Here is a 20073-nt window from a genome sequence, read left to right on the forward strand (position 1 = left end):
AAGTATTGGATGAGAGTCAAATGCTTTTTCTGACCAATCGAACTAATCCAATTCACCATGGATTTGAGACAAGATTTATTGAATGGCATTCTATCGACATCAGACGGCTTCCCTTGTGCTGGTTATTGAACATAGTTTTATTTTACACTTCATGCCAAATGACAAACGGTACAATGATGATCATAGATAATCCAGAGATTGGAGCGATTTTTATTATAATGATATCCTCTTCATCGCTCCGATGCAAAAAAGATGAACTTTATGATGGTCGGCCAGTTAAAGAGCATTGTTCGACGTGAATTACTGAGTTATTTCTTCGATCGGATGAGATATACCGCCGAATAATAGTCGGCGAACTGAATAATGCTTAACGCTATGAATTATTCTTAGTGGTATGATTGTTTTGAGTAAACTCATAACGCCAATCTATCGACGTTGGGATGCCTCAAACGGCTATCGCGATGTTCTGAAACTGGCATTTCCACTGATTTTGAGCACAGCGTCGAGCACAATTCAACAATTCATTGATCGGATGTTTTTGACGTGGCATTCGCCCGCGGCTATTGCAGCAGCAGCAACAGCGGGCATCGTGTCATTCACATTGCAAACTGTGTTCATTGGTACCGCTGCTTACGTCAATACCTTCGTGGCTCAGTATTTTGGCGCGAAACAATATGATCGGATCGCTAGCGCTGTGTGGCAAGGCATTTACTTCTCGCTTATAGCTGGACTTGTAATATTGGGGCTGATCCCCCTCGCTCGACCTATCTTCAACTTGGCTGGTCATGCCCCAGAAATGAAAGCATTGGAGATCGAATATTTCACTATTTTATGCTTTGGCGGGCTACCGGTTTTTATTTTGGCCGCTGTCTCTGGATTCTTTGGTGGTCGCGGTGAGACTCGGGTCATTATGTGGGCCAACGTTATTGCAACCGCCATCAACATCGTTTTCGATTATCTTTTGATTTTTGGTCATTGCGGTTTCCCCCAACTTGGGATCAAAGGTGCAGCGATCGCTACTGTTATGGCGGGATACAGTGCTGCGATCATCATTACCTTTTATATGTTCAAAGCAAGATATCGCCACCAATTTTTGACGCTCAAGAATCATCGGTTCGATTGGCCTCTTTTCAAACGGCTCATGCAGTTTGGATTGCCTAATGGCTTCCATTTTATGCTCGACCTGCTGGGATTTACCCTGTTTGTGCTATTGGTGGGCCGATTGGGAACGCTGGAACTTGCAGCCACCAGCATTACTTTCAACATCAACCATATCGCATTCATGCCGATGATTGGCATCGGCATGGCGGTAGAGATCATCGTTGGGCAGCGCCTCGGCGAAAATCAACCCCAACAAGCTCGTTTTGGCACTTACTCAGCTCTGCACCTTACTTTTCTTTACATGATCACCATTGCGCTCACCTATGTGCTATTCCCAAAAATTTATCTTTGGCCTTTTGCCGCGCAATCCGATCCCGCGCAATTCACCATTATCCAGAACATGGCGATTGTATTGCTCCATTTCGTGGCGTTCTATTGCATCTTCGACACGCTGAATATTGTCTTTGCCAGCGCTCTCAAAGGTGCCGGAGACACACAGTGGGTGATGATCACTTCAGTTCTGCTTTCTTGGACCACGCTGGTTGTCCCAACATTCTTCGCTTGTGTGGTTTACCGCTGGGGACTCTATATCGCCTGGGGTTTTGTGACCCTCTACATCACGCTGCTTGGTATCGCTTTCACCGTGAGATTTCTTGGAGGAAAATGGGAATCTATGAGGGTCATTGAGCAAGCCGAATTGCACAGATTAGAGCAGGATCAGCAGGTCGCGCTTTGAGCTCAAACTTCTGGCCGCTTTCATGGAAACGATCATCAAAGATGCTTCTGGAGAATCTATTTTTTTCAACGCCCACGAAACACATAGAAACTTAACCAGCAAATCACATGAAAACCGATGTGATAATACTGTGTCTCGTGGGCTGATGAGGATGGAAAAATGGCCAGTGATAAAGTGTCACTGGCCACTAGTTTCGGAGCTCAATAACAGATGAAGTTTTTCTTTTGTAATGTAGAAGCCAGGATGATCACATATCTCATCCGATGGCTTTTTGGAAAATAGTATAAGCCTTTGATGGAGTTGCTTGCATCATTTCGACCATTTTGATGACGGGCAAATTATCCTCTAACACCCACCCGATATCGCAATATTCGTAACCTTTTTTCTGTGCGTAGATTTTCTGTTGCCACAACATCACTACTGCCAGCCCCATCCGTTGGAATTTTCGTTTCACGCCGAGGTAGCCCAATCGAAAGCCCTTCACCCCACCTTTGGTGAGCAGCATTTTTGCCGCGCGCAGCAGCTCGCAAGTTCTGCACCACGAAATCGGCTTCATTTTTTCGATGATATTGGGTACACCTCCAAAAAAACCGGCTGGTTCTCCCTGCACATACACGATGACGAACAAGCTTTTATCCATGATGAGCTGCATGTCATCCACGATCACGCTAAACTCTTCTTCAGTAAACGGCACAAAGCCGAAATTATCGTTCCAGGCGTCGTTGTAGATCTCCAACATCTCTTTTTTTCGAACCGCCAGGGGCCGCTGATCCCAAGTCTCAATAGTTAATCCGTATTTCTGGATGGCCTCTTTTGCCATTTGACCGAGGATCTCATAGCGCGGATCCATGACGGGTACTTCCCAAGAAAGCACTCGTTTCACTGCTTGGAATCCAGCTTTTTTGAACAGGTCCGCATAATAGGGCTTATTATACATATAATAAATCACTGGCCGAGAATTGAATCCTTCAGTCATCACGCCTGGCGTGGCCTCATTCACTGGCAAATTTTGCGGGCCACGGATGGTATCCATCCCTTTCGATTTCAGCCAATCTGCCGCTGCGGATAGCAATTGATCAGCCACTTCCTGATCTTCGATGGCCTCAAATTGTCCGAAGAACCCAACTTTGTCGTTCCAATGTCGATTATGATTGTAATTGACAAACGCATTGCATCGTCCCACGACTTCACCATCTTTCATTGCCAAAAAAAATCTCATCTCGGCATGTTTGAAAAATAGATTATCTGGTTCGAAAAAGCCATGAATCCCGATGAGCTTGAAGCCGAGGTATTCGTAGTTTAGCAGCGGAATGAATTGGGGCTCGTTTCGATAGTGCTGCCAGTGAAAGTCGATGAATCTTTTCAGAAGCTTTTTATCTTGGGAAGTCTGATTTGAGAACGAGACAATTTTGAGATCACTTCCAGTAACATTTGGTGTAGGCATTTCCTTCCTCCGAAATGTAATGAAATAATCGCTGGAATTAGGCATTTGCCTTTCATTTTTCGATGCAATAGTCTGTTTTCCTATCTCATCGATTTAAATTAATTCTTTTTGAATTAAATATATTTCCACTTCTTCTAAAAATTCATATAAAGAGACATGGCGGGAGCCTTCAACGGAGAAGTCGTGCGTCGAAGGATTGTCAAACGGATGACGATGCCATTTTCCGTCACAGCAATCTCGCCCATAAATTCTTTGAGAATTGTGAATAAATACGAAATTGATGGTTGCGGTAGAGATGTTATGATAGATTTGAATAAAGGTTGCAGCGTCTATTTCAAGACGATATTTTAGGGCAGAGTCGGTCTCGTCGATCAAATAGATCGTTTTTATGACGGGAAATTTATGAGCAGCTTCGAATATCTCTTGCTTCACATCATTAATTTTCATTATTTGATTCCTGAAGCTTATTCAATTTCCGCCTGATCGTTTTTAATCCATCCAGCGCCATTTCCCAATCGCAAAAATCATTTTCGACTTCAAAAGAATACCCTTTTTTTGCTACCATTTTTTCAGCTTTAAAAGTTTCAAAATCCATGCGATATTTTGCTTCGAGGTTTCGGATCGTTAGTTGATAGCGAGCCAATCTTCGTCTCAGTTCATTTTCGATGAGTCGTTTTATTTTGTTTTCAGCCTTCTCTTCAGGAAACAGCTCGGTGACATAGCTGGCTAATTCATCAGAAATTTTTAGCATATATGTTCTCCTAAAACTCGTATGGTTAAAAAGTGACCGTCATTTCGCAGGTGACGGTCAGGTTTCATAAGAAAGGAATTTAAAAATTCATTTTATTTTGGGGGGCCTAATTTAAATATTTCTTTTGTAAAAATCAATCAAATATTCAATGGTAATTACGTGACCGTCACCTGCGAGGTGACGGTCACGTATCCATCTTCCAAAAAAATCGCGCGCGCCCCCCCACCCCGAAATAATCAAATAACCAAATCATTCTATGGATGATTGTCCGGAACGAACCGCACGCACATAGTTGACGTCGTGGAAGCCGTCCCAACCGCAACCACCATCGCTGAAGCTGACTACCCACGCCGCCCGCGACTCGCCCAGTAACAAATCAGACGTCCAAATCCACCTTTGTGTTGCATCGAACTTCGGATCGATATAGAGGTCGCCATTCAGTTCTTTCGGCTCCATCAGGCTCATGGCTTCTTCCAGCGTGGGCAAGCGCCAATCGTTATAACCTGCATAACCTTTTTGATTCAGATCCGCTATCCATTTTTTAGCATTTTCATAAGTCATGTATTCAACAGAACCGCCCTGTTGCCACATCAAACCCGAGGCGTGATCAATAACCACTTTATCGCCTCGAATCGTTTGTAACTCGAATTGATTGGCAAAGCCACGACCGTTGGGATTACTAGATGCCTTGCTCCAGTCAAATTCTTTAGAATAAAATCATATTTCTGGAGCATGGCTTTTACATCGGCTTCTGAGAGCCGCTTGGGAATTGAGCGAAATATTTGAGTTGTAGAAGTTGGCTTTGCTGTTTTTAATAAAGGCTGAGCTGGCTCATATATTTTTCAGTGATTTTCAATTTGAGCGCACGACAGAGCTCATTGTAACCGTGATCGAAATTCTGAAAATCGATATACAAAAACCCTCTCAAGATGGCGGGTCGTTTGGTATCGTCCAATATGCAGGGAATAATGCGCTTTTTGAGATCGAGAGCACTCTGCCATTCCAATTTCACATAATAGGAATTAGCAGCGGATTGTGACCATACCAATACCAATACGTCGCACCATTCCAGAGCTTCGCTGATGCGATCGGGCAGACTTTCCCCGCCCGAAATTCTGGCATAATCGATCCAGATTTCGGCGCCATCGCGTTTGATATATTCGGCTATTTTGCGAGCAATATCGTTGTCATGCCAGGAATGGCTGATAAAAACTCTGGGCACTGATTGCTCCTTTTAATTCTTTTTAGACTATTGCTTCCAGCGATTATTGAATTAAAAGTTTTGTAGGACAGGAGGACAGGATGCCATCCTGTCTTGTAGTTTTACAGCAACATAAACATCGATATAATCACCTGGGCTAAAATAATTTTGGCCACCATCGCGGCTGGATAGACGGTGGCGTACCAGACGTTGGGCAATTCATTCTTTACCTGTTGGTTAGCATAAGCCAGGCAAGCTGGCTGAGTTTGCACGCCGGACATGATTCCCATTACCGCGGACATGGGCAGCTTAAAATATTTGTAGCCAATGAATAAAGTGACAAGCGTCACTGCCGAGGTGATGATCGCCCCAGCGAGGATGAATCCCCAGCCCCCGGTTTGAAAGGTGACCGCAAAGCCATGACCAGCCTTTGTACCGATCGCAGCCATAAAGAAAATCAGTCCGATCTGGCGGAGCAACAAGTTCGCACTATACGGTAAACTCCAAGTAATGGGTCCAGTGCGTTCCAATCGGCCCAGGATCAGTGCCACAATCAGTGGCCCCCCGGCGAACCCGAACTTGAAAGTCATACCATTGGGCAAGGGGAATGGGATAGTGCCCACGAATACACCTAGAACGATGCCCAAGGACAATGAAAGGAAGTCAGTTTCAGATACAGCGCGAATGGAATCGCCAAAAAATCTGGTCACTTGATCGAGATTCTCTCGGAGCGTAACAACACGGATCCGATCGCCCAATTCTAACACCGTATCAGCCGAGGGGACAAAATCGACGTCGCCACGCCGAAGTCGGGTGATAGTTGCATTATATTTCTTTTGCAGTTCAAGTTCGCCGATCCGTTTGCCAACTACCTCGCGGTTCGAGACAAAAATGCGTCGATAGCTATATTGGCCCGGATCTTCTGCAATATCCAAATGCTTCTTAGCCACCTCGCCAAAAAGCACCCGCGCCCGCTCTAAAGCGGAAGCGTTTCCAACCGCTACGATCAGGTCGTTGTGGCCCAAAATCGTCTCTGGAGCTACGATCAAAATCTTATCGCCCTTTTGAATGCGACTGAGCACGAAACCAGGCCGTTCATAAAAACTCAATGCCTCATTCACGGTCTTGCCAATGACACCAGGATTCGTCACGCGAAAGGTGCGCGTGAAGATTGCCTCGGATTGTGAAACTTGTGCTTCCTGATTAAAATCCACTTTCATGTATCGTGCGAATAAAAAGAACCAAAGGATGACCCCTAGCACACCGAACGGATAGGCCAGACCATATGTAACAACGGGGCTATTCATATAAAATCGAAGGGTCTCCAGGGGGAGGTCCTTTGCCATGTTTTTGATGGTCTCGACTGTGGTAGCGAGCGCCGGCGTATTGGTCAAGGCACCGCAATAAAGCCCGACCATACTGGGAACCGAAACACCAAGAATTTTCCATAATACCATTGTTAATATCGCACCAAAGGTGAGAACCAGTACCACCATCACATTGATGCGCAGCCCTCGTTTCTGAAACGAAGCAAAAAATCCTGGTCCTGCATGCAGGCCAATCGCATAGACAAATAACACCAAGCCAATTATGTAAATGTATTCTGGCAGGTCCAGTCGATTATCGAACGCACCAAAAGCAATGCCGACGAATAGCACGGCTGCAACGCCCAGGCTTAGCCCACCAATTTTAATGCTGCCCAATAAATATCCCAATCCGATGATGGTGAAAAGCAACACAATTTGATTTTCGATCAGAAAATTTAGCATAGAATTTTACTAACCTCGCCACTTGTCAATTGAACGACGAGTGCAAATGGCTCTTAGCACATAGATTTCGGTTTAAAATAGAAAAAAATTCGCTTTAAATCAAGATAAAAATATCTGAGTTCCCTCCATCTCTCCATTTTCCCCGGCCAAAATTTGAGCAAAAAATATCGTCAAAGGATCCGGATGGTCAAATTAGATCAATTCGCACTGCATTTCTTTTGTTGAAGTCAGCGGTGTTTTGATGGCTATTTCTGTAAAACCGTCCAAATCATGCTAAATGCTCATGCCTCGAACATAATTTTGAACACATACGCATATTGGCTCCCTCCTAAAAAATACTCAGCCTTTCTGAGCGCTAAAATTTGTCTGGATTGATAACAAAATGCGACACTGCTTTCTTTCCGAAAAGCCGGCTCCAGGAATCAATATCGAAATCGAGGATCACGGCCCCGGCTGGGGGAATCGTTTCGATTGAGCAAGGAGATAGATGATTCGCTAAAAATGTGATCTGGGGATTGTGACCAATCAGCATCAACGAAGAGATTGAATCATCAGTATAGCAAATCAGATTGAACAATTCCTCCATGCCGCTACAATAAATTTGATCTCGGAATTGAATGTTTTGTTCATCAAAGCCAATCGCTTGGGCGAGTATTTGGGCGGTTCGCACAGCTCGACATGCTGGACTGGTAAGGATCAAATCGAGCCGGTCAGGATATTGATCGCGAAGGAGCTCGCTTAAAAATCGTGCATCGCGTTCGCCCTTGTCGCTCAAGGGGCGTTCCAGATCTGAGATGTCATGATTGGCCAGCTCGGCGTGGGCATGCCGAATGATCAGTAATCGTTTCATTCTTGTTCGCTTTCGCTATTGTTATTATGAACCGACTAACCTGAACCAACCCAAATCTCGATGGCCGAAAAGAAATCCTTCTCTCATCGGGTCTCAAAATGAATGCTGGTCATCATCGAATGTTTGTGCGCTGGTTCGAATGATTCTTCGAAAAATTTTACTTGCTTCTTGACCAAGTTTGATAGTAAGCTACCTTTTCTCTCCTATCAGCATTCGGTTTCAAAAATCGCCCAATTTGGATTGGGTCGGGGAGAATATTGGATCAAAACCTCGAATTTTGGGTGATCTAACTAATGGGCTATAATAAGCATTATTTTTTTATTTGTCAATGAAAACAATTACGAGCTTGTATCTGGTGGTTCAGATGATATTCATTGACTTGGAACAGCGCGCAAAAACCACTTGACTATAATAAAAAAAAACTCTATATTAGCGCTTTCAATTTTGTACTTAGTGCATTAAAAGTTGTTTAAATATGAGTGAAAAAAGTATCGGAATTTAACTTTGTTTGATACACGTCAATTGAGATGACGTAATATTTTCATATGTTCGGATCGGTAAAAATTTGGTAATGAGCTTTGGAGGAAGGATTAAAATAGGAGAGTTGCAATGGCAAAATACCGTATCGCGTGGTTACCAGGTGATGGCATTGGCAAAGATGTGATGGATTGCGCTCGAATTGTGCTAGATGCATTGAAATTCGATGCGGAATATATTCATGGTGATATTGGTTGGGAGTTCTGGTGTAATGAAGGGGATCCATTGCCGAAGCGGACGATCGACATGTTGAAGACCACGCATTGCGCCCTTTTCGGCGCGATTACTTCAAAGCCCAAAGAGGAAGCAGCGAAGGAATTGCGGCCAGAACTTCAGGGCAAGGGATATGTGTATTCCAGTCCGATAGTACGTTTGAGACAGGAATTCAATTTGCGCACCAATTTGCGGCCATGTAAAGCGTATCCTGGTAACCCGCTCAATTACCGCGAGGGGATCGATCTGGTGGTATTCCGAGAAAACACCGAAGATCTCTATGCCGGAGTTGAGTTCCATCCAGTGCCACAGGAAGTCATGGATGTGTTGTGTCGGAATCATTCCAAGATGAAGAGCTTTGCCTCGGTGCCTCTGGAAGACATTGCGATCTCGTTACGGATTATCACTCGCAAGGCTGCTCAGAACATCATTCGAGATGCGTTTGAATACGCTAAAAAATATCACTATAAGAGCGTTACCATTGTTGAAAAACCCAATGTGATTCGCGAGACCAGCGGGCTCATGATCCGCGAAGCGCGAAAAATCGCAAAAGAGTATCCAGAAATCCCGCTCTGGGAAGCGAACATCGATGCCATGTGCATGTGGCTCATTAAGAACCCACTTGATTATGGAGTATTGGTAACTTCGAATATGTTCGGCGATATCATCTCCGACTTATGCGCTCAATTGGTTGGAGGTCTTGGGTTCGCCTCAAGTGGCAACATTGGTGATAACTACGCAGTATTCGAACCCACCCATGGCTCAGCGCCCAAATATGCTGGCCAGTATAAAGTCAATCCGATCGCCATGCTGCTAACTGTGAAATTGATGTTCGATTGGTTGGGCGAGACGGAAAATGCCCACCGTTTGGAAAATGCGATTGCGACGGTTATCAAAGAAGGTAAAGTCCGAACCTATGATATGGGCGGAAGTTCCAGCTCGTTAGAAGTCGCTGAGGAAGTTGCCCGGAAACTGTGAGATTGGGCCCATTCGATCCCATACATTCTAAAACATGACCATACTTGTTCATTAAATTTGTCCAAAAAAATGTTATAAAATCATTTCCTCTCCGAGCCATAATTTCAAGACGGAGAGGCATTTTTTCATTTGAGAAATTGCAAACTTCGTTTCTTGCTGCGCAATGTTTTTGTTTTGTGGGTAATATGGTTCTTAGATTTTAAATGATGGAAGGTAATGTGAAAAAGATCAAATTTGCTATTGGGATTCATAATCATCAGCCGATTGGAAATTTCGATTTCGTTTTTGAAGAGGCATATCAAAAGGCATATTTGCCGTTTCTTGAGGTGTTGGCCCGGCATCCGAAAATAAAAATCGCCATGCACTATTCGGGCTACCTATTCGATTGGTTGCTGAAGCGCGATCAGAACTTGGGACAGCAACTTCGACAATTGGTCGCCACAGGTCAATTGGAAATGATGACAGGCGGCTATTATGAACCGATACTGGTCAATATCCCTGATGCGGACAAGATCGGACAGATCCAAAAGCTAAATCAATTTATCGAGCAACACACTGGCTATCATCCAATTGGGCTATGGTTAGCAGAGCGAATTTGGGAGCCTCAGTTGCCTAAGCCGTTGGTCGAAGCTGGGATTCGATATGTCGTAATTGATGACTCCCATTTTAAATCTGCTGGATTAGAGGAACGAGATTTATATGGGTACTATGTGACCGAAGAGACTGGTCACGTGGTCAACATCTTTCCAATCAGCGAACGGCTGCGCTACACGATGCCATTCCAGCCTCCTGAAGTGACGATTGATTATTTACGGTCGATTGCTGATGAAAACGGGAATCGTCTCATCGTGTTTGCTGATGATGGTGAAAAATTTGGCATCTGGCCTGGGACCCATGAACACTGTTACCAGAAGCAATGGCTTGAACGGTTCTTTTCGTTATTAGAGGCCAATCTCGATTGGATCGAGATCGTTCATTTTTCGGAAGCGTTGGACAAATTGCTGCCGCTGGGAAAGGTCTATTTGCCAACCGCCTCCTATCGAGAAATGATGGAATGGGCGCTCCCAGCGTCCACTATTGAACGTTACGAAAAGTTCGAGCAGGAACTAAAAGCACACGGTTTGTTTGATGAATATAAAGTATTCGTGCGCGGCGGATTCTGGAGAAATTTCTTGGCTAAATACCCGGAATCGAACAATCTCCATAAGAAGTCGTTATGGGTTAGCAACAAGATTCAGCGATTGAAGAACCATCCAAATTGTGATCAACGTCTCCTTGATGATGCCCAGGATCACCTTTGGGCCGGCCAGACCAATTGTCCTTATTGGCACGGCGTGTTCGGCGGTCTATATCTGAATAACCTGCGATTTGCGGTCTATCATCACATGATCCAGGCTGAAAGCATCATCGACCGCGCTACCCGTTCCCAACAAGAGCTCGATGCAGGCTGGATTGACGTTAATGCAGTGGATTTCGACGCCGACGGCCGCGAGGAGCTGTTGATCGAAACCCCGACCTTAAATCTCTATCTGGCGCCTCAATTGGGTGGAACGCTATTTGAGATGGATTACAAACCGAAAGCGATCAATTTGCTGGATACTATGACTCGGCGCAAAGAAGCTTATCATAATAAGCTTTTAACACTTCAAAATCAGCAGCCAGAGCAGAACCAACATGGCGTGGCGAGCATACATGACCTGGTTATCGCCAAAGAACCTGATCTGGCCAAGAGACTGAAATATGATTCCTATCGTCGCAACGCACTGATCGAGCATTTCTTAGCATCAACCACCTCATGGAACCAATTCGCGGATTGCGATTACCTCGAGCTGGGAGATTTTATTGGAGCGCCTTACCGATATGAAACCGAATGGGTCAACAATTGTTTAAGTATTAGGATGCATCGAACTGGAAGGCTGAAAGGTGACGGTCAAAATTCTCCTTTGGAGCTGTTAAAGACCCTGATCGTTGACCCAAAGCGTTCCGTCGTGATAATTAAATATCTTCTCCGCAATGTGGCAAACGTGCCCATAGCTTTTTGGTTCGCGACCGAGCTTAATTACGCACTGCTGGCTGGCAATGCCAATGATCGCTATTATTATTTTGATCGTGAACTTAATGAGAGTCGGCATTTAGCAAGCAGTGGTGAGGTGGATAAAATTAAGCAGATGGGTTTGAAGGACGAGTGGCTTAAGATTGACATTCAATTACGCTTTGATCAAGCAGCTACCATCTGGCGCTTTCCCATTGAGACGATATCGCAGTCTGAGGCTGGCTTCGAGCGGGTCTATCAGAGTTCGGTTGTGGTGCCTAATTGGAAAATTCAGCTTGCGCCGCAAGCGGAGTGGTCGGTGGAAATCAATCAACGAATTGTCGATTTATAAATTGTGGGTTGGGCTCATGAAAAAAAACAACAAAAAAATAGTTCGATGGCTGGTTTTATCCCTGGTCATCTCCCTGATTCTGATTGGGTTTTCTCAGCGATTGCTGCTCTCTGGGGATAATCCGTTTGAACAATTTCGGCGCTTCTGGGATGTCTTTGAGATCGTTCGAACCTATTACGTGGATGAAGTGGATGGACAGAAGCTGATCACTGGTGCCATCGAAGGGATGCTGGAGCAATTAGATCCGCATTCGGTTTACATTGAGCCAGCGAAACTCAAAGAAGTCAACGAGCAATTCCAGGGCACCTATGAAGGGATCGGTATTGAATTCATCATTCAGAACAAAATACTTACCGTGGTTGCCCCCATAGCAGGCTCGCCATCAGAAGCCATGGGATTGCGACCGGGGGATCAGATTATAAAGATCGCTGGGAAAAGCGCTTATGGGATCTCGGAGCAAGAGGTGCAGCAGAAGCTAAAGGGGCCGAAGGGGACGCGCGTTACCATCACGGTGCGCCGGCCCGGGATTGAAGAGCCATTTGATATTACCATTACGCGCGACAAAATTCCGATCTACAGTGTAATGGCCAGCTTTCTGATAAAAGACAAAATTGGTTACATTCATATCGGTCGCTTTGCTCAGACCACGGCCGATGAATTCGAGCGCGCTTTGCGGGAATTAGAAAGCCAGGGGATGAACGCGTTGCTGATCGATCTGCGCGGCAATACCGGCGGCTATTTGGACCAAGCCGTAAAGCTGGTCGACAAATTTATCGAGGGAAATAAAGTTATCGTTTATACCAAGGGTCGCATTCCCGAAGCGAATGACGAGTTTCGCTCCACAGATAGCGCCACGCACGCTAAATATCCGATTGTGGTGTTGATCAATAAAGGTTCGGCCAGCGCTTCGGAAATCTTTGCTGGTGCTATTCAGGACTGGGATCGCGGCTTGATTGTTGGGGAAACGAGCTTCGGCAAAGGGCTGGTCCAAACTCAGCTCAATTTAAAAGACGGCTCTGCCATTCGAATTACCACAGCTCGCTATTATACGCCCAGCGGTCGACTGATTCAGCGCTCGTACGAAAATGGGCTGTACGAATATTACGTTTCCGGATATGAAGAAGCGATAGATGAGCAACCTGAGGAGGTCAAAGAAAAACCGGTATTCTACACTAACTCAGGTCGCAAAGTTTATGGTGGCGGCGGGATCACGCCTGATGTAGAAATCCGCGCCAAGCGCATTACCAAGCTGGTCAGCGAGCTGAATTTCAAACGCATGTTCTTTGAGTTCGCCTCGGTTTATGGTTCAACCCATCCAGAACTAAAAGCTGATTTCAACTATTTTAAAGATAACTTTCAAATCGATGAGAAAATATTGAGCGAATTCCGCCAGTTTGTTCAGTCCAAAAATATCCCAATTAACGAGACTGAATTTCAGAACGATCTCGAATTTATCCAATTGCTGATCAAAAGCGAACTCGCACAGTTTTTCTGGGATCGAGAGCATTATTACCAAATTCGCTTGTCTGGCGATAATCAAGTTCAGGAGGCGTTGAAGTTGTTTGACCGTGCCGCGAAATTGGCTGGTTTAGCGCCATTTAAGCCGTTTTGATTCCATTTCCCTAAGGGAACAAACTGAAAAAAAATGTTGACTTTTATAAAAAAAATAATTATAATGATCGCACAGTTTGATCAGAAAGAGAATAATAAGTCTTAATTCATCATTAACTAACTTATGGAGGGATCCTAGAAATGATAGATTATTTTATTAAGGGTGGGTTCTTCATGTGGCCGATTCTGATTTTCTTCATTTTTGGTCTGGCAGTAAGCATCGAACGAATTTGGTCGTTAACCCGAGCCTCAATTAACACCAAAAAATTTTTAGCTAAGATTCAAACAGCGCTACGTGAAGGCGGTGTGGATGCTGCAAAAGAGATCTGCGAGAATACGCGAGGCCCCATCGCTTCGATTTTCCATGCTGGTCTATCTCGATTTGACAAAGGCATCGATCAGGTAGAAAAAGCCATCGTGAGTGCGGGGTCTATTGAAATGGCATTCTTAGAACGAGGTCTAGTGTGGTTGTCATTGGTAATTAGCGTCGCTCCCATGTTAGGATTCTTGGGAACAGTGCAAGGAATGGTCATGGCTTTCGAAGATATTGCTGCTGCCAATGACATTTCTCCTTCGATCGTTGCTAACGGTATTTCGGTCGCACTATTAACAACCCTGTTCGGTTTGGTGGTGGCCATCATTATTCAATTCTTCCATAACTTTTTTGTATCACGAATCGATAAATTGATCATCGATATGGAAGAGAGCTCGGTCGAATTGGTGGACAATTTGATCGATTTAGAAAAACGTTAACCAATTGGTTGGCTTATACAGGGGAGCAAAAACATGTTGAGTTTGAAAAAAAAGGCTCGGAAACCCGAGATTCCCCAAGCGTCCTTAGCAGATATTGCATTCTTGCTGCTTATCTTTTTTATTTGTACGACCACGATCGACGTGGACAAGGGCATTGGTTTGGTATTACCACCGAAAGGTGAGACAAAAGAAGTGCCGAAGAAAAATATCACTAACCTGCTGATCAATGCAGAAGGGACAGTGATGCTGGATGAGAACATTGTGGATGTGCGAGATATCCGAATGATCATTCAGCGGAAATTAATGGAGAACCCGAATTTGATCGTGTCAGTGAAAACTGATCCAAACACTCTATACTCAGATTATATTCGGGTGTTGGACCAATTGAAGCAAGCAAATGCGACCAGAATTTCGCTGGCTGAAGCAGAGAAATAACATTAGCCGAACGAAATCTTAACAGTGAACGAGGAGAATTAAAGCAGTGAAATTCACGAGAAAAACGAAAGTCGATGCCGGGATTCCAACGGCATCTTTGCCGGACGTGGTGTTTTTGCTGCTCTTATTCTTCATGGTATCATCGGTTTTTCAGCAATATCGAGGGATTCCGGTGCGTCTTCCCGCCGCAAAAAAAATTGAGAAATTGCCAGGAAAACGGAATGTTGCGAATATTTGGGCGGATGACAAGGGCCGGATCTCGATCGATGATAAATTTGTCGATGTTAAAGAGGTGTCCGACATCATTTATTTAAAAGTAACGGATCCTTTAAATCCTTTGCGCGTTATATCATTGAAGATCGATGAACGCGCTAAAATGGGTTTCATTACTTCAATCCATGAAGAACTCAGAGAAACTGGGGGAGCAGCGCTAAATGTAAACTACTCAACCAAAACGGCAACTTACTGAGGTATTGAGCCATGGCAATCAAAAAGAACCCCAAAGTTGATTTGCGGCTAAAGTACCGAAAGGTGATCGAGGCAAGCCTGGCCATTGCATTAGCGATTTGCATAGTGCTGTTTCAGGCTTTTAAGCGATTTGAAAGGCCACAAACGGTGAAGAAATTTGAAGCAGCAAAAATCGAGACCATTGAGGTGCCGCAAACGCAACAGGAAAAGATCGCGCCGCCACCAAGTCGGCCAGCGATCCCCATCGAAAGCGAGAGCGAGGATATTCCGGACGATGTAACGATCGATGCAACTGAAATCAATTTCGAAGAGATTCCTCCTCCTCCGCCACCACCTCCTGTGGAGGATGAGACTGCAACTTTCTTTGTCGCCTATGACGAACCTCCCATGCCGATCGGTGGATTTGAAGCAATTCAGAAGAAGCTGGTCTATCCGGAAATTGCCAGAAAGGCTGGGATCGAGGGACAAGTGACCGTTTATGCTCATATCAACGAGAAAGGCGAAGTGATTGATACCAAGATCCTGGTACCATTGGGCAATAGCGGGTGCAATGAAGCGGCAGTCGCGGCCATTAAAGCGGTGCGCTGGAAACCCGCCAAACAACGCGACAAACCAGTGGCGGTCTGGGTGAGTATTCCAGTGAGATTCAAATTAAAGTAGATGACAACTGGAAGCAAATAGCCCACAAATAATTATCCGACTCATTTTTTTTAATTCAAATTAGTGGATGGCGGTCATTCATAGCTGCATCAAATCAATGAACTGATAAAAGAGAAAAGCGGTACATACCTTTTGTACCGCTTTTTGTTTGATATTATGAGAGAAACACTTTTTCGATGGACAATTCTAATAATTGGTGTGGTGCTGCTTGGCTGTTTCAACCCATTCGCTCCGAAATTAGAGGATGCTGGGCGGCCAGATCTGATCATCACCGAGCAACTCACCCCAGCTCAGGCTTTGCAGAATTTTCAATACAGCTATGTTTTTAAGGATTCGATTCTCTATGCGCAATTATTGGATAGCTCGTTTGTGTTCATCTATTTTGATCCGGATCAAGAGCCATCAGGTCGCTTTGTGAGCTGGGGCCGGGATGTGGATTTGCGCACTACGGGTCGGCTTTTCCGAAATTTCAACATCATCGATCTGGTTTGGAACAGCACCATTTTGGACACCATTTACGAAAGCAATGGCGTGATGCAAGCTGAGAGCATCAGAAGTTTCAACCTTTCCCTCATCCGAGCAAATGAGACCATTAATATTAAGGGGATGGCCATTTTTAATTTGAAGAAAGCGAGCCTCGACAATAAATGGCGCATCACACTTTGGAAAGATGAATCTGACCTCTAAAAAAATGGCAGGACATTTATCGACCTGCCATCAATTCAAATAATCCAATCTTGCTAATTTTCCTATTCGCCCAGTGACATAATAAAATTGGCTCACCTCTTAGAAATTTTCTCAACCTGAAAATTTAATCTTCTAAGTGTAAAGAAAATTCTCTGTCTGTTGCTACTGTCAATTGATCTTCGAAAATACAAACGGAAACACAGTCGTCACATTTCCGGTTGGAATGGGCTCGAACTTCAGTCGTCTGATTATTGACAATAGCTCTTGTTCGAATTCGGGATTGTCGATGGTGGATTCAATGATCTTGGCCTCTGTCACAAATCCATTGGCAGCGATGGTGAACTCTATTGTAATTTTGCCTCTCAGATTCGGATTCCGTTTCAGATATTTTTCGTAAATATATCGTATCGTTCCTTGGCGTGCATTGACAACGTTCCAGATCGACTCCTCGGTCCGATGTCCCATCGCTTCTTTGCTGCCGGTAATTTTGCTGGGTTTCACCAGGTCGACTTTAGCTTGCTTTTTTAATTCCACCTGAGGCACATCCTCTTCGAGCGCCGACAAAAAATTGTCAATGCCACCAGAACCGCCAGTGCCAATCAGTTGATCTAAAGGATCGATAGCATCCTTGGTGTTTCCGCCACTGCTCACTTTTAGATTCGTACCGCCACCAACAATTTTATTGAGATCTGCCACCAAACCTCTATCCACAAGTGCATCGACAATTGAGCTGGATTTGCCCGAAGGCCCAGTCCCAGCGATCAATCCCAATAAGCCAGCGGAAGCTGCTGGATTGCCCCGTCCTTTGCCACCGCCTTGACCTTTATTTCCACCACGTTGATTCGACTGCCGATTTTGGCCGTCCGATTTTTGACCCTGTTCCCCAGCGCTCGTTCCTGTGGTGCTGAGAATTTTTGAACTGAGGTCAGCTTTCAGCTCTGGCGGCTTTACAATAAATTTAGCTAATCGTTCGGGCATTTTTTCAATGTCGAATTTATCTTGCGTTGTAACGACGTAATCTTTAAACGCATAGACAATGAGCGAATTGATTAATAATAAAACCAGGAAAATAGCCTTAAACATCAAATCGGAAAAAAGGCCTCTCATTACCGCTTTTTTCCAGGAAAACGCCGAGGTATCAAAAACCACTGGGGCTTTTACGTCAACGGTGCGGAATTCGAACTCGATTCGTGCGTCGCCCACAGTAAAAAAGCCACGATTCATCGGGTTCAATTTCAACACCACATCCTGGCCGTTTCGGGGAATAATATCGTGCTGCAGCAGATCCTTAATATGCAACGTGGACTCGTTGGTCGAGATCCGGCCGTCGATGAATGGCCGAATGTTTACTAAATATGCACCATTTTTTTGATAAATTAAAATATGTCTTTTGGGATAATTTTGCCCAAAAAGAATAAGATCGTTATCCCCATGTTGCCCAATGGTAAAAGCGCGATTAGGGCGAACGATGAATTGTTGTGCTTTTCCAGGCTGCACAACATTGAGCACAAGTTGTTTATAACTGTTTGCCATGCCTTCTATCGATTAGTAAATGAATTTTTCATCGCAGCTTTGGCTCTTGCAGCAAATTGCGTCAAGCGTGAGAATTATCATGACCAGCTTTTCTCCGGACATCGGCCTTATAGCTTGTTGCTGTTTGAGATCAGCCAACTTAGCGCACACACCGAGATGTGTTGCAAAATTAGAATCGCTATTATGGTGATTGAGTTTTACTGTCTCGGAATTCATTATCAGCTTGGCTGCCAAAGCCTAATTGCTAATCTGGTTTTGAAACTGCCAGCATCATTTCATTAAAGCCAACCTGACCACACGTGAACATAATTTTCTTAATCACCAAATAGGGCAATTCTCGATCTCCTTGGATCGATATTTTCCCTGTGAAACCCATTTGCGAATGGATTTCACCAACTTTTTCGCTTAATCTACGTTTTTTCTCTAGCTCTGTCATTAACTCGGGGATCAATAGTTTGTCTGAGTTCACCACCTCATTGATCCTGGCAATCCGTTTACCATCCAATAAAACGAAATCATTTGTCACTGCAATGATCGAAGCTGTTTCTGGTGGTTTTTGAGCTGTGGATTCTGGAAGTCGGAGATCTGGCGCTACCGACATAATTTGCCCTTCGGCTGAAAAATTCTTTAGTAAGAACACCAGTAAGATGGTGAACATATCGATCATTGATGTCAACTTGAGGGCGAAATGGGTCGTTTTTTTTCGGCCCTTTATTGACAATGGCTGAAAACTAAAAGTGCTATTCGGTTGCATTTCCATATAGATAATTTTCCCTATTCTAACTCTAATAGCGCTAACCAGAGAGCGAAACATTTGGGAAACCGGTTTCGCGGCACCGGTCCATCACTTTGATGATAATATCATATTTCACACTATTCTCGGCTGAGATAAAGATGTCTTCCGCGTAGGGATGCTGTTGCTTAATTCGCTTCAATTGTTCCACCAAGTTTGTGTAATCATACTGATTGCCGTTTTTGTACAACGGATCAAACACAAATCCCTGCGCCTTCAGCTGAAACCCAGTTTCCTTAACAGCCAAGATCACTAAAACGAGTTCCTGCGGATTCTCAATTTCTTGGCGCGCTTGCCCGTGATTTAATGATGGGAGCGATAGCTCAATAATAGCCAAATGAACAAATTCAGCGGTAAGCAAAAGGAACGGGATCAGCAACAAAAAAATGTTCATTACTGGAATGATGTTGACATCGACATCTTGACTTCTTCGATCCTTGCCGATGACCTGCTTTAAATTCATATTACCGTCCTTTAGCCGCAATTAATCGTTTGTAAACCTTAGCGACATTCTGATTAATTTCATCGATTAATTCATTGGTCTTCTCTTGAATGATCGAGTAGCCAATCATACAAGGGATCGCAACGATTAAGCCGAAAGCAGTCGTGTTCATCGCCTGAGAAATTCCGCCAGAAAGCAACGATGCTTTCATTGAAGCATCAGCATTTGCCACCGCTTCGAAAGAAGAAATCAAACCAAAGATAGTTCCTAATAGTCCTAATAACGTAGCGATATTTGCAATAGTGGCTAAATATTGGGTTCGTTTCTCCAATTTGGGGATTTCGCGCATTGCCGCCAGCTCGAAAGCATTTTGAATCTCAGCCGGCGATTTTCCAGCCTCCTCTAACCCTGCCCGCGTGATTCGAGGCAAGATCGCTTGAGACATGCTGCAAAATTCAATGGCGCTTCTGATATTATCTCGTTGAACTAATTCTAATACGCGATTGATGAAAGCCGTGGTATCAATTCGATTTGTTATTAAGATGTAAATAGCTCGCTCGATCAATATTGCAAGACCAGTGATCATTACGAGCAGAATAGGCCACATCACAAAACCCCCATTCCTGAAAAAACTCACAATTGAATCCAAAGCAGTAACCTCCTCATTAGATAAAACGATCAATTATTGATTTAACAACGATTTTCAAATCAGCCAAAGTTCTTCTCA

General features: G+C 44.3%; 20 protein-coding genes. 9 read left to right on the plus strand and 11 right to left on the minus strand.

Features of this window, described 5'->3' with window-relative positions; translation table 11 throughout:
* Positions 1 to 403 precede the first annotated feature (403 nt).
* The gene (locus tag ONB37_00515; protein MDZ7398621.1) at positions 404 to 1837 is read left to right on the plus strand and encodes an MATE family efflux transporter; all 1434 of its coding nucleotides are present in this window, start codon (positions 404 to 406) and stop codon (positions 1835 to 1837) included.
* A 256-nt stretch (positions 1838 to 2093) separates the two neighbouring features.
* Here the strand turns inward: ONB37_00515 and ONB37_00520 are convergent, their stop codons facing one another.
* The 7 genes from ONB37_00520 to ONB37_00550 all read right to left on the minus strand — a co-directional run bounded on the left by ONB37_00520 (position 2094) and on the right by ONB37_00550 (position 7852).
* A complete protein-coding gene (locus ONB37_00520) occupies positions 2094 to 3281 on the minus strand; it encodes a hypothetical protein (protein ID MDZ7398622.1) in 1188 nt (395 codons plus the stop codon).
* Positions 3282 to 3374: 93 nt separating this feature from the next.
* A complete protein-coding gene (locus tag ONB37_00525) occupies positions 3375 to 3728 on the minus strand; it encodes a hypothetical protein (protein MDZ7398623.1) in 354 nt (117 codons plus the stop codon).
* A complete protein-coding gene (locus ONB37_00530) occupies positions 3718 to 4032 on the minus strand; it encodes a hypothetical protein (GenBank protein ID MDZ7398624.1) in 315 nt (104 codons plus the stop codon). Before ONB37_00530 ends, ONB37_00525 begins: the two co-directional genes overlap by 11 nt.
* 249 nt (positions 4033 to 4281) lie before the next feature.
* Entirely contained in the window at positions 4282 to 4650 is a 369-nt protein-coding gene (locus tag ONB37_00535) for a DUF1566 domain-containing protein (protein ID MDZ7398625.1), read from the minus strand.
* A 193-nt stretch (positions 4651 to 4843) separates the two neighbouring features.
* Positions 4844 to 5254 (minus strand): toll/interleukin-1 receptor domain-containing protein, encoded by a 411-nt coding sequence (locus tag ONB37_00540; protein ID MDZ7398626.1) that lies wholly within the window; start codon positions 5252 to 5254, stop codon positions 4844 to 4846.
* 101 nt (positions 5255 to 5355) lie between these two features.
* Positions 5356 to 7002, minus strand: a complete 1647-nt coding sequence (locus ONB37_00545; GenBank protein ID MDZ7398627.1) for a transporter — start codon at positions 7000 to 7002, stop codon at positions 5356 to 5358.
* A 355-nt stretch (positions 7003 to 7357) separates the two neighbouring features.
* A complete protein-coding gene (locus ONB37_00550) occupies positions 7358 to 7852 on the minus strand; it encodes a histidine phosphatase family protein (protein MDZ7398628.1) in 495 nt (164 codons plus the stop codon).
* A gap of 609 nt (positions 7853 to 8461) precedes the next feature.
* On the opposite strand from ONB37_00550, the gene ONB37_00555 reads away from it, so the two are divergent.
* The 8 genes from ONB37_00555 (at position 8462) to ONB37_00590 (ending at position 16578) form a co-directional block, all read left to right on the plus strand.
* On the plus strand, positions 8462 to 9580 hold the full coding sequence (locus ONB37_00555) for an isocitrate/isopropylmalate dehydrogenase family protein (protein MDZ7398629.1): 1119 nt from the start codon (positions 8462 to 8464) through the stop codon (positions 9578 to 9580).
* A 218-nt stretch (positions 9581 to 9798) separates the two neighbouring features.
* Positions 9799 to 11964 (plus strand): DUF1926 domain-containing protein, encoded by a 2166-nt coding sequence (locus ONB37_00560; protein ID MDZ7398630.1) that lies wholly within the window; start codon positions 9799 to 9801, stop codon positions 11962 to 11964.
* A gap of 16 nt (positions 11965 to 11980) precedes the next feature.
* On the plus strand, positions 11981 to 13576 hold the full coding sequence (locus ONB37_00565; protein MDZ7398631.1) for a S41 family peptidase: 1596 nt from the start codon (positions 11981 to 11983) through the stop codon (positions 13574 to 13576).
* Positions 13577 to 13716: 140 nt separating this feature from the next.
* Entirely contained in the window at positions 13717 to 14328 is a 612-nt protein-coding gene (locus ONB37_00570) for a MotA/TolQ/ExbB proton channel family protein (protein MDZ7398632.1), read from the plus strand.
* Positions 14329 to 14361: 33 nt separating this feature from the next.
* Positions 14362 to 14763, plus strand: coding sequence for a biopolymer transporter ExbD (locus ONB37_00575; GenBank protein ID MDZ7398633.1), 402 nt, complete (start codon positions 14362 to 14364; stop codon positions 14761 to 14763).
* 46 nt (positions 14764 to 14809) lie between these two features.
* Complete coding sequence (locus ONB37_00580) at positions 14810 to 15232, plus strand: biopolymer transporter ExbD (GenBank protein MDZ7398634.1); 423 nt, start codon at positions 14810 to 14812, stop codon at positions 15230 to 15232.
* A gap of 11 nt (positions 15233 to 15243) precedes the next feature.
* Positions 15244 to 15891, plus strand: a complete 648-nt coding sequence (locus tag ONB37_00585; GenBank protein MDZ7398635.1) for an energy transducer TonB — start codon at positions 15244 to 15246, stop codon at positions 15889 to 15891.
* Positions 15892 to 16047: 156 nt separating this feature from the next.
* Positions 16048 to 16578 carry a hypothetical protein gene (locus tag ONB37_00590; protein ID MDZ7398636.1) on the plus strand — a complete coding sequence of 177 codons (531 nt, stop codon included), beginning with the start codon at positions 16048 to 16050 and terminating at the stop codon, positions 16576 to 16578.
* 168 nt (positions 16579 to 16746) lie between these two features.
* Here ONB37_00590 and ONB37_00595 read toward each other — a convergent pair whose 3' ends face one another.
* From ONB37_00595 to ONB37_00610, 4 genes are all read right to left on the minus strand, one after another.
* The gene (locus ONB37_00595) at positions 16747 to 18111 is read right to left on the minus strand and encodes a TonB family protein (protein MDZ7398637.1); all 1365 of its coding nucleotides are present in this window, start codon (positions 18109 to 18111) and stop codon (positions 16747 to 16749) included.
* A 244-nt stretch (positions 18112 to 18355) separates the two neighbouring features.
* On the minus strand, positions 18356 to 18871 hold the full coding sequence (locus tag ONB37_00600) for a biopolymer transporter ExbD (GenBank protein MDZ7398638.1): 516 nt from the start codon (positions 18869 to 18871) through the stop codon (positions 18356 to 18358).
* Between the two features lie 34 nt (positions 18872 to 18905).
* On the minus strand, positions 18906 to 19367 hold the full coding sequence (locus ONB37_00605) for a biopolymer transporter ExbD (GenBank protein MDZ7398639.1): 462 nt from the start codon (positions 19365 to 19367) through the stop codon (positions 18906 to 18908).
* 1 nt (position 19368) lies between these two features.
* Positions 19369 to 19953 carry a MotA/TolQ/ExbB proton channel family protein gene (locus ONB37_00610; GenBank protein MDZ7398640.1) on the minus strand — a complete coding sequence of 195 codons (585 nt, stop codon included), beginning with the start codon at positions 19951 to 19953 and terminating at the stop codon, positions 19369 to 19371.
* Positions 19954 to 20073 lie beyond the last annotated feature (120 nt).

Source organism: candidate division KSB1 bacterium, from assembly GCA_034506395.1.
Lineage (GTDB): Bacteria > Zhuqueibacterota > Zhuqueibacteria > Thermofontimicrobiales > Thermofontimicrobiaceae > Thermofontimicrobium.

What these genes read in the sequence shown, in the direction of transcription:
- ONB37_00550 (MDZ7398628.1), bottom strand. Translation starts at nt 7,852, where the DNA reads ATGAAACGATTACTGATCATTCGGCATGCCCACGCCGAGCTGGCCAAT.
- ONB37_00610 (MDZ7398640.1), bottom strand. Translation starts at nt 19,953, where the DNA reads ATGTGGCCTATTCTGCTCGTAATGATCACTGGTCTTGCAATATTGATC.
- ONB37_00545 (MDZ7398627.1), bottom strand. Translation starts at nt 7,002, where the DNA reads ATGCTAAATTTTCTGATCGAAAATCAAATTGTGTTGCTTTTCACCATC.
- ONB37_00600 (MDZ7398638.1), bottom strand. Translation starts at nt 18,871, where the DNA reads ATGGAAATGCAACCGAATAGCACTTTTAGTTTTCAGCCATTGTCAATA.
- ONB37_00570 (MDZ7398632.1), top strand. Translation starts at nt 13,717, where the DNA reads ATGATAGATTATTTTATTAAGGGTGGGTTCTTCATGTGGCCGATTCTG.
- ONB37_00575 (MDZ7398633.1), top strand. Translation starts at nt 14,362, where the DNA reads ATGTTGAGTTTGAAAAAAAAGGCTCGGAAACCCGAGATTCCCCAAGCG.
- ONB37_00590 (MDZ7398636.1), top strand. Translation starts at nt 16,048, where the DNA reads ATGAGAGAAACACTTTTTCGATGGACAATTCTAATAATTGGTGTGGTG.
- ONB37_00530 (MDZ7398624.1), bottom strand. Translation starts at nt 4,032, where the DNA reads ATGCTAAAAATTTCTGATGAATTAGCCAGCTATGTCACCGAGCTGTTT.
- ONB37_00585 (MDZ7398635.1), top strand. Translation starts at nt 15,244, where the DNA reads ATGGCAATCAAAAAGAACCCCAAAGTTGATTTGCGGCTAAAGTACCGA.
- ONB37_00565 (MDZ7398631.1), top strand. Translation starts at nt 11,981, where the DNA reads ATGAAAAAAAACAACAAAAAAATAGTTCGATGGCTGGTTTTATCCCTG.
- ONB37_00595 (MDZ7398637.1), bottom strand. Translation starts at nt 18,111, where the DNA reads ATGGCAAACAGTTATAAACAACTTGTGCTCAATGTTGTGCAGCCTGGA.
- ONB37_00605 (MDZ7398639.1), bottom strand. Translation starts at nt 19,367, where the DNA reads ATGAATTTAAAGCAGGTCATCGGCAAGGATCGAAGAAGTCAAGATGTC.
- ONB37_00525 (MDZ7398623.1), bottom strand. Translation starts at nt 3,728, where the DNA reads ATGAAAATTAATGATGTGAAGCAAGAGATATTCGAAGCTGCTCATAAA.
- ONB37_00520 (MDZ7398622.1), bottom strand. Translation starts at nt 3,281, where the DNA reads ATGCCTACACCAAATGTTACTGGAAGTGATCTCAAAATTGTCTCGTTC.
- ONB37_00555 (MDZ7398629.1), top strand. Translation starts at nt 8,462, where the DNA reads ATGGCAAAATACCGTATCGCGTGGTTACCAGGTGATGGCATTGGCAAA.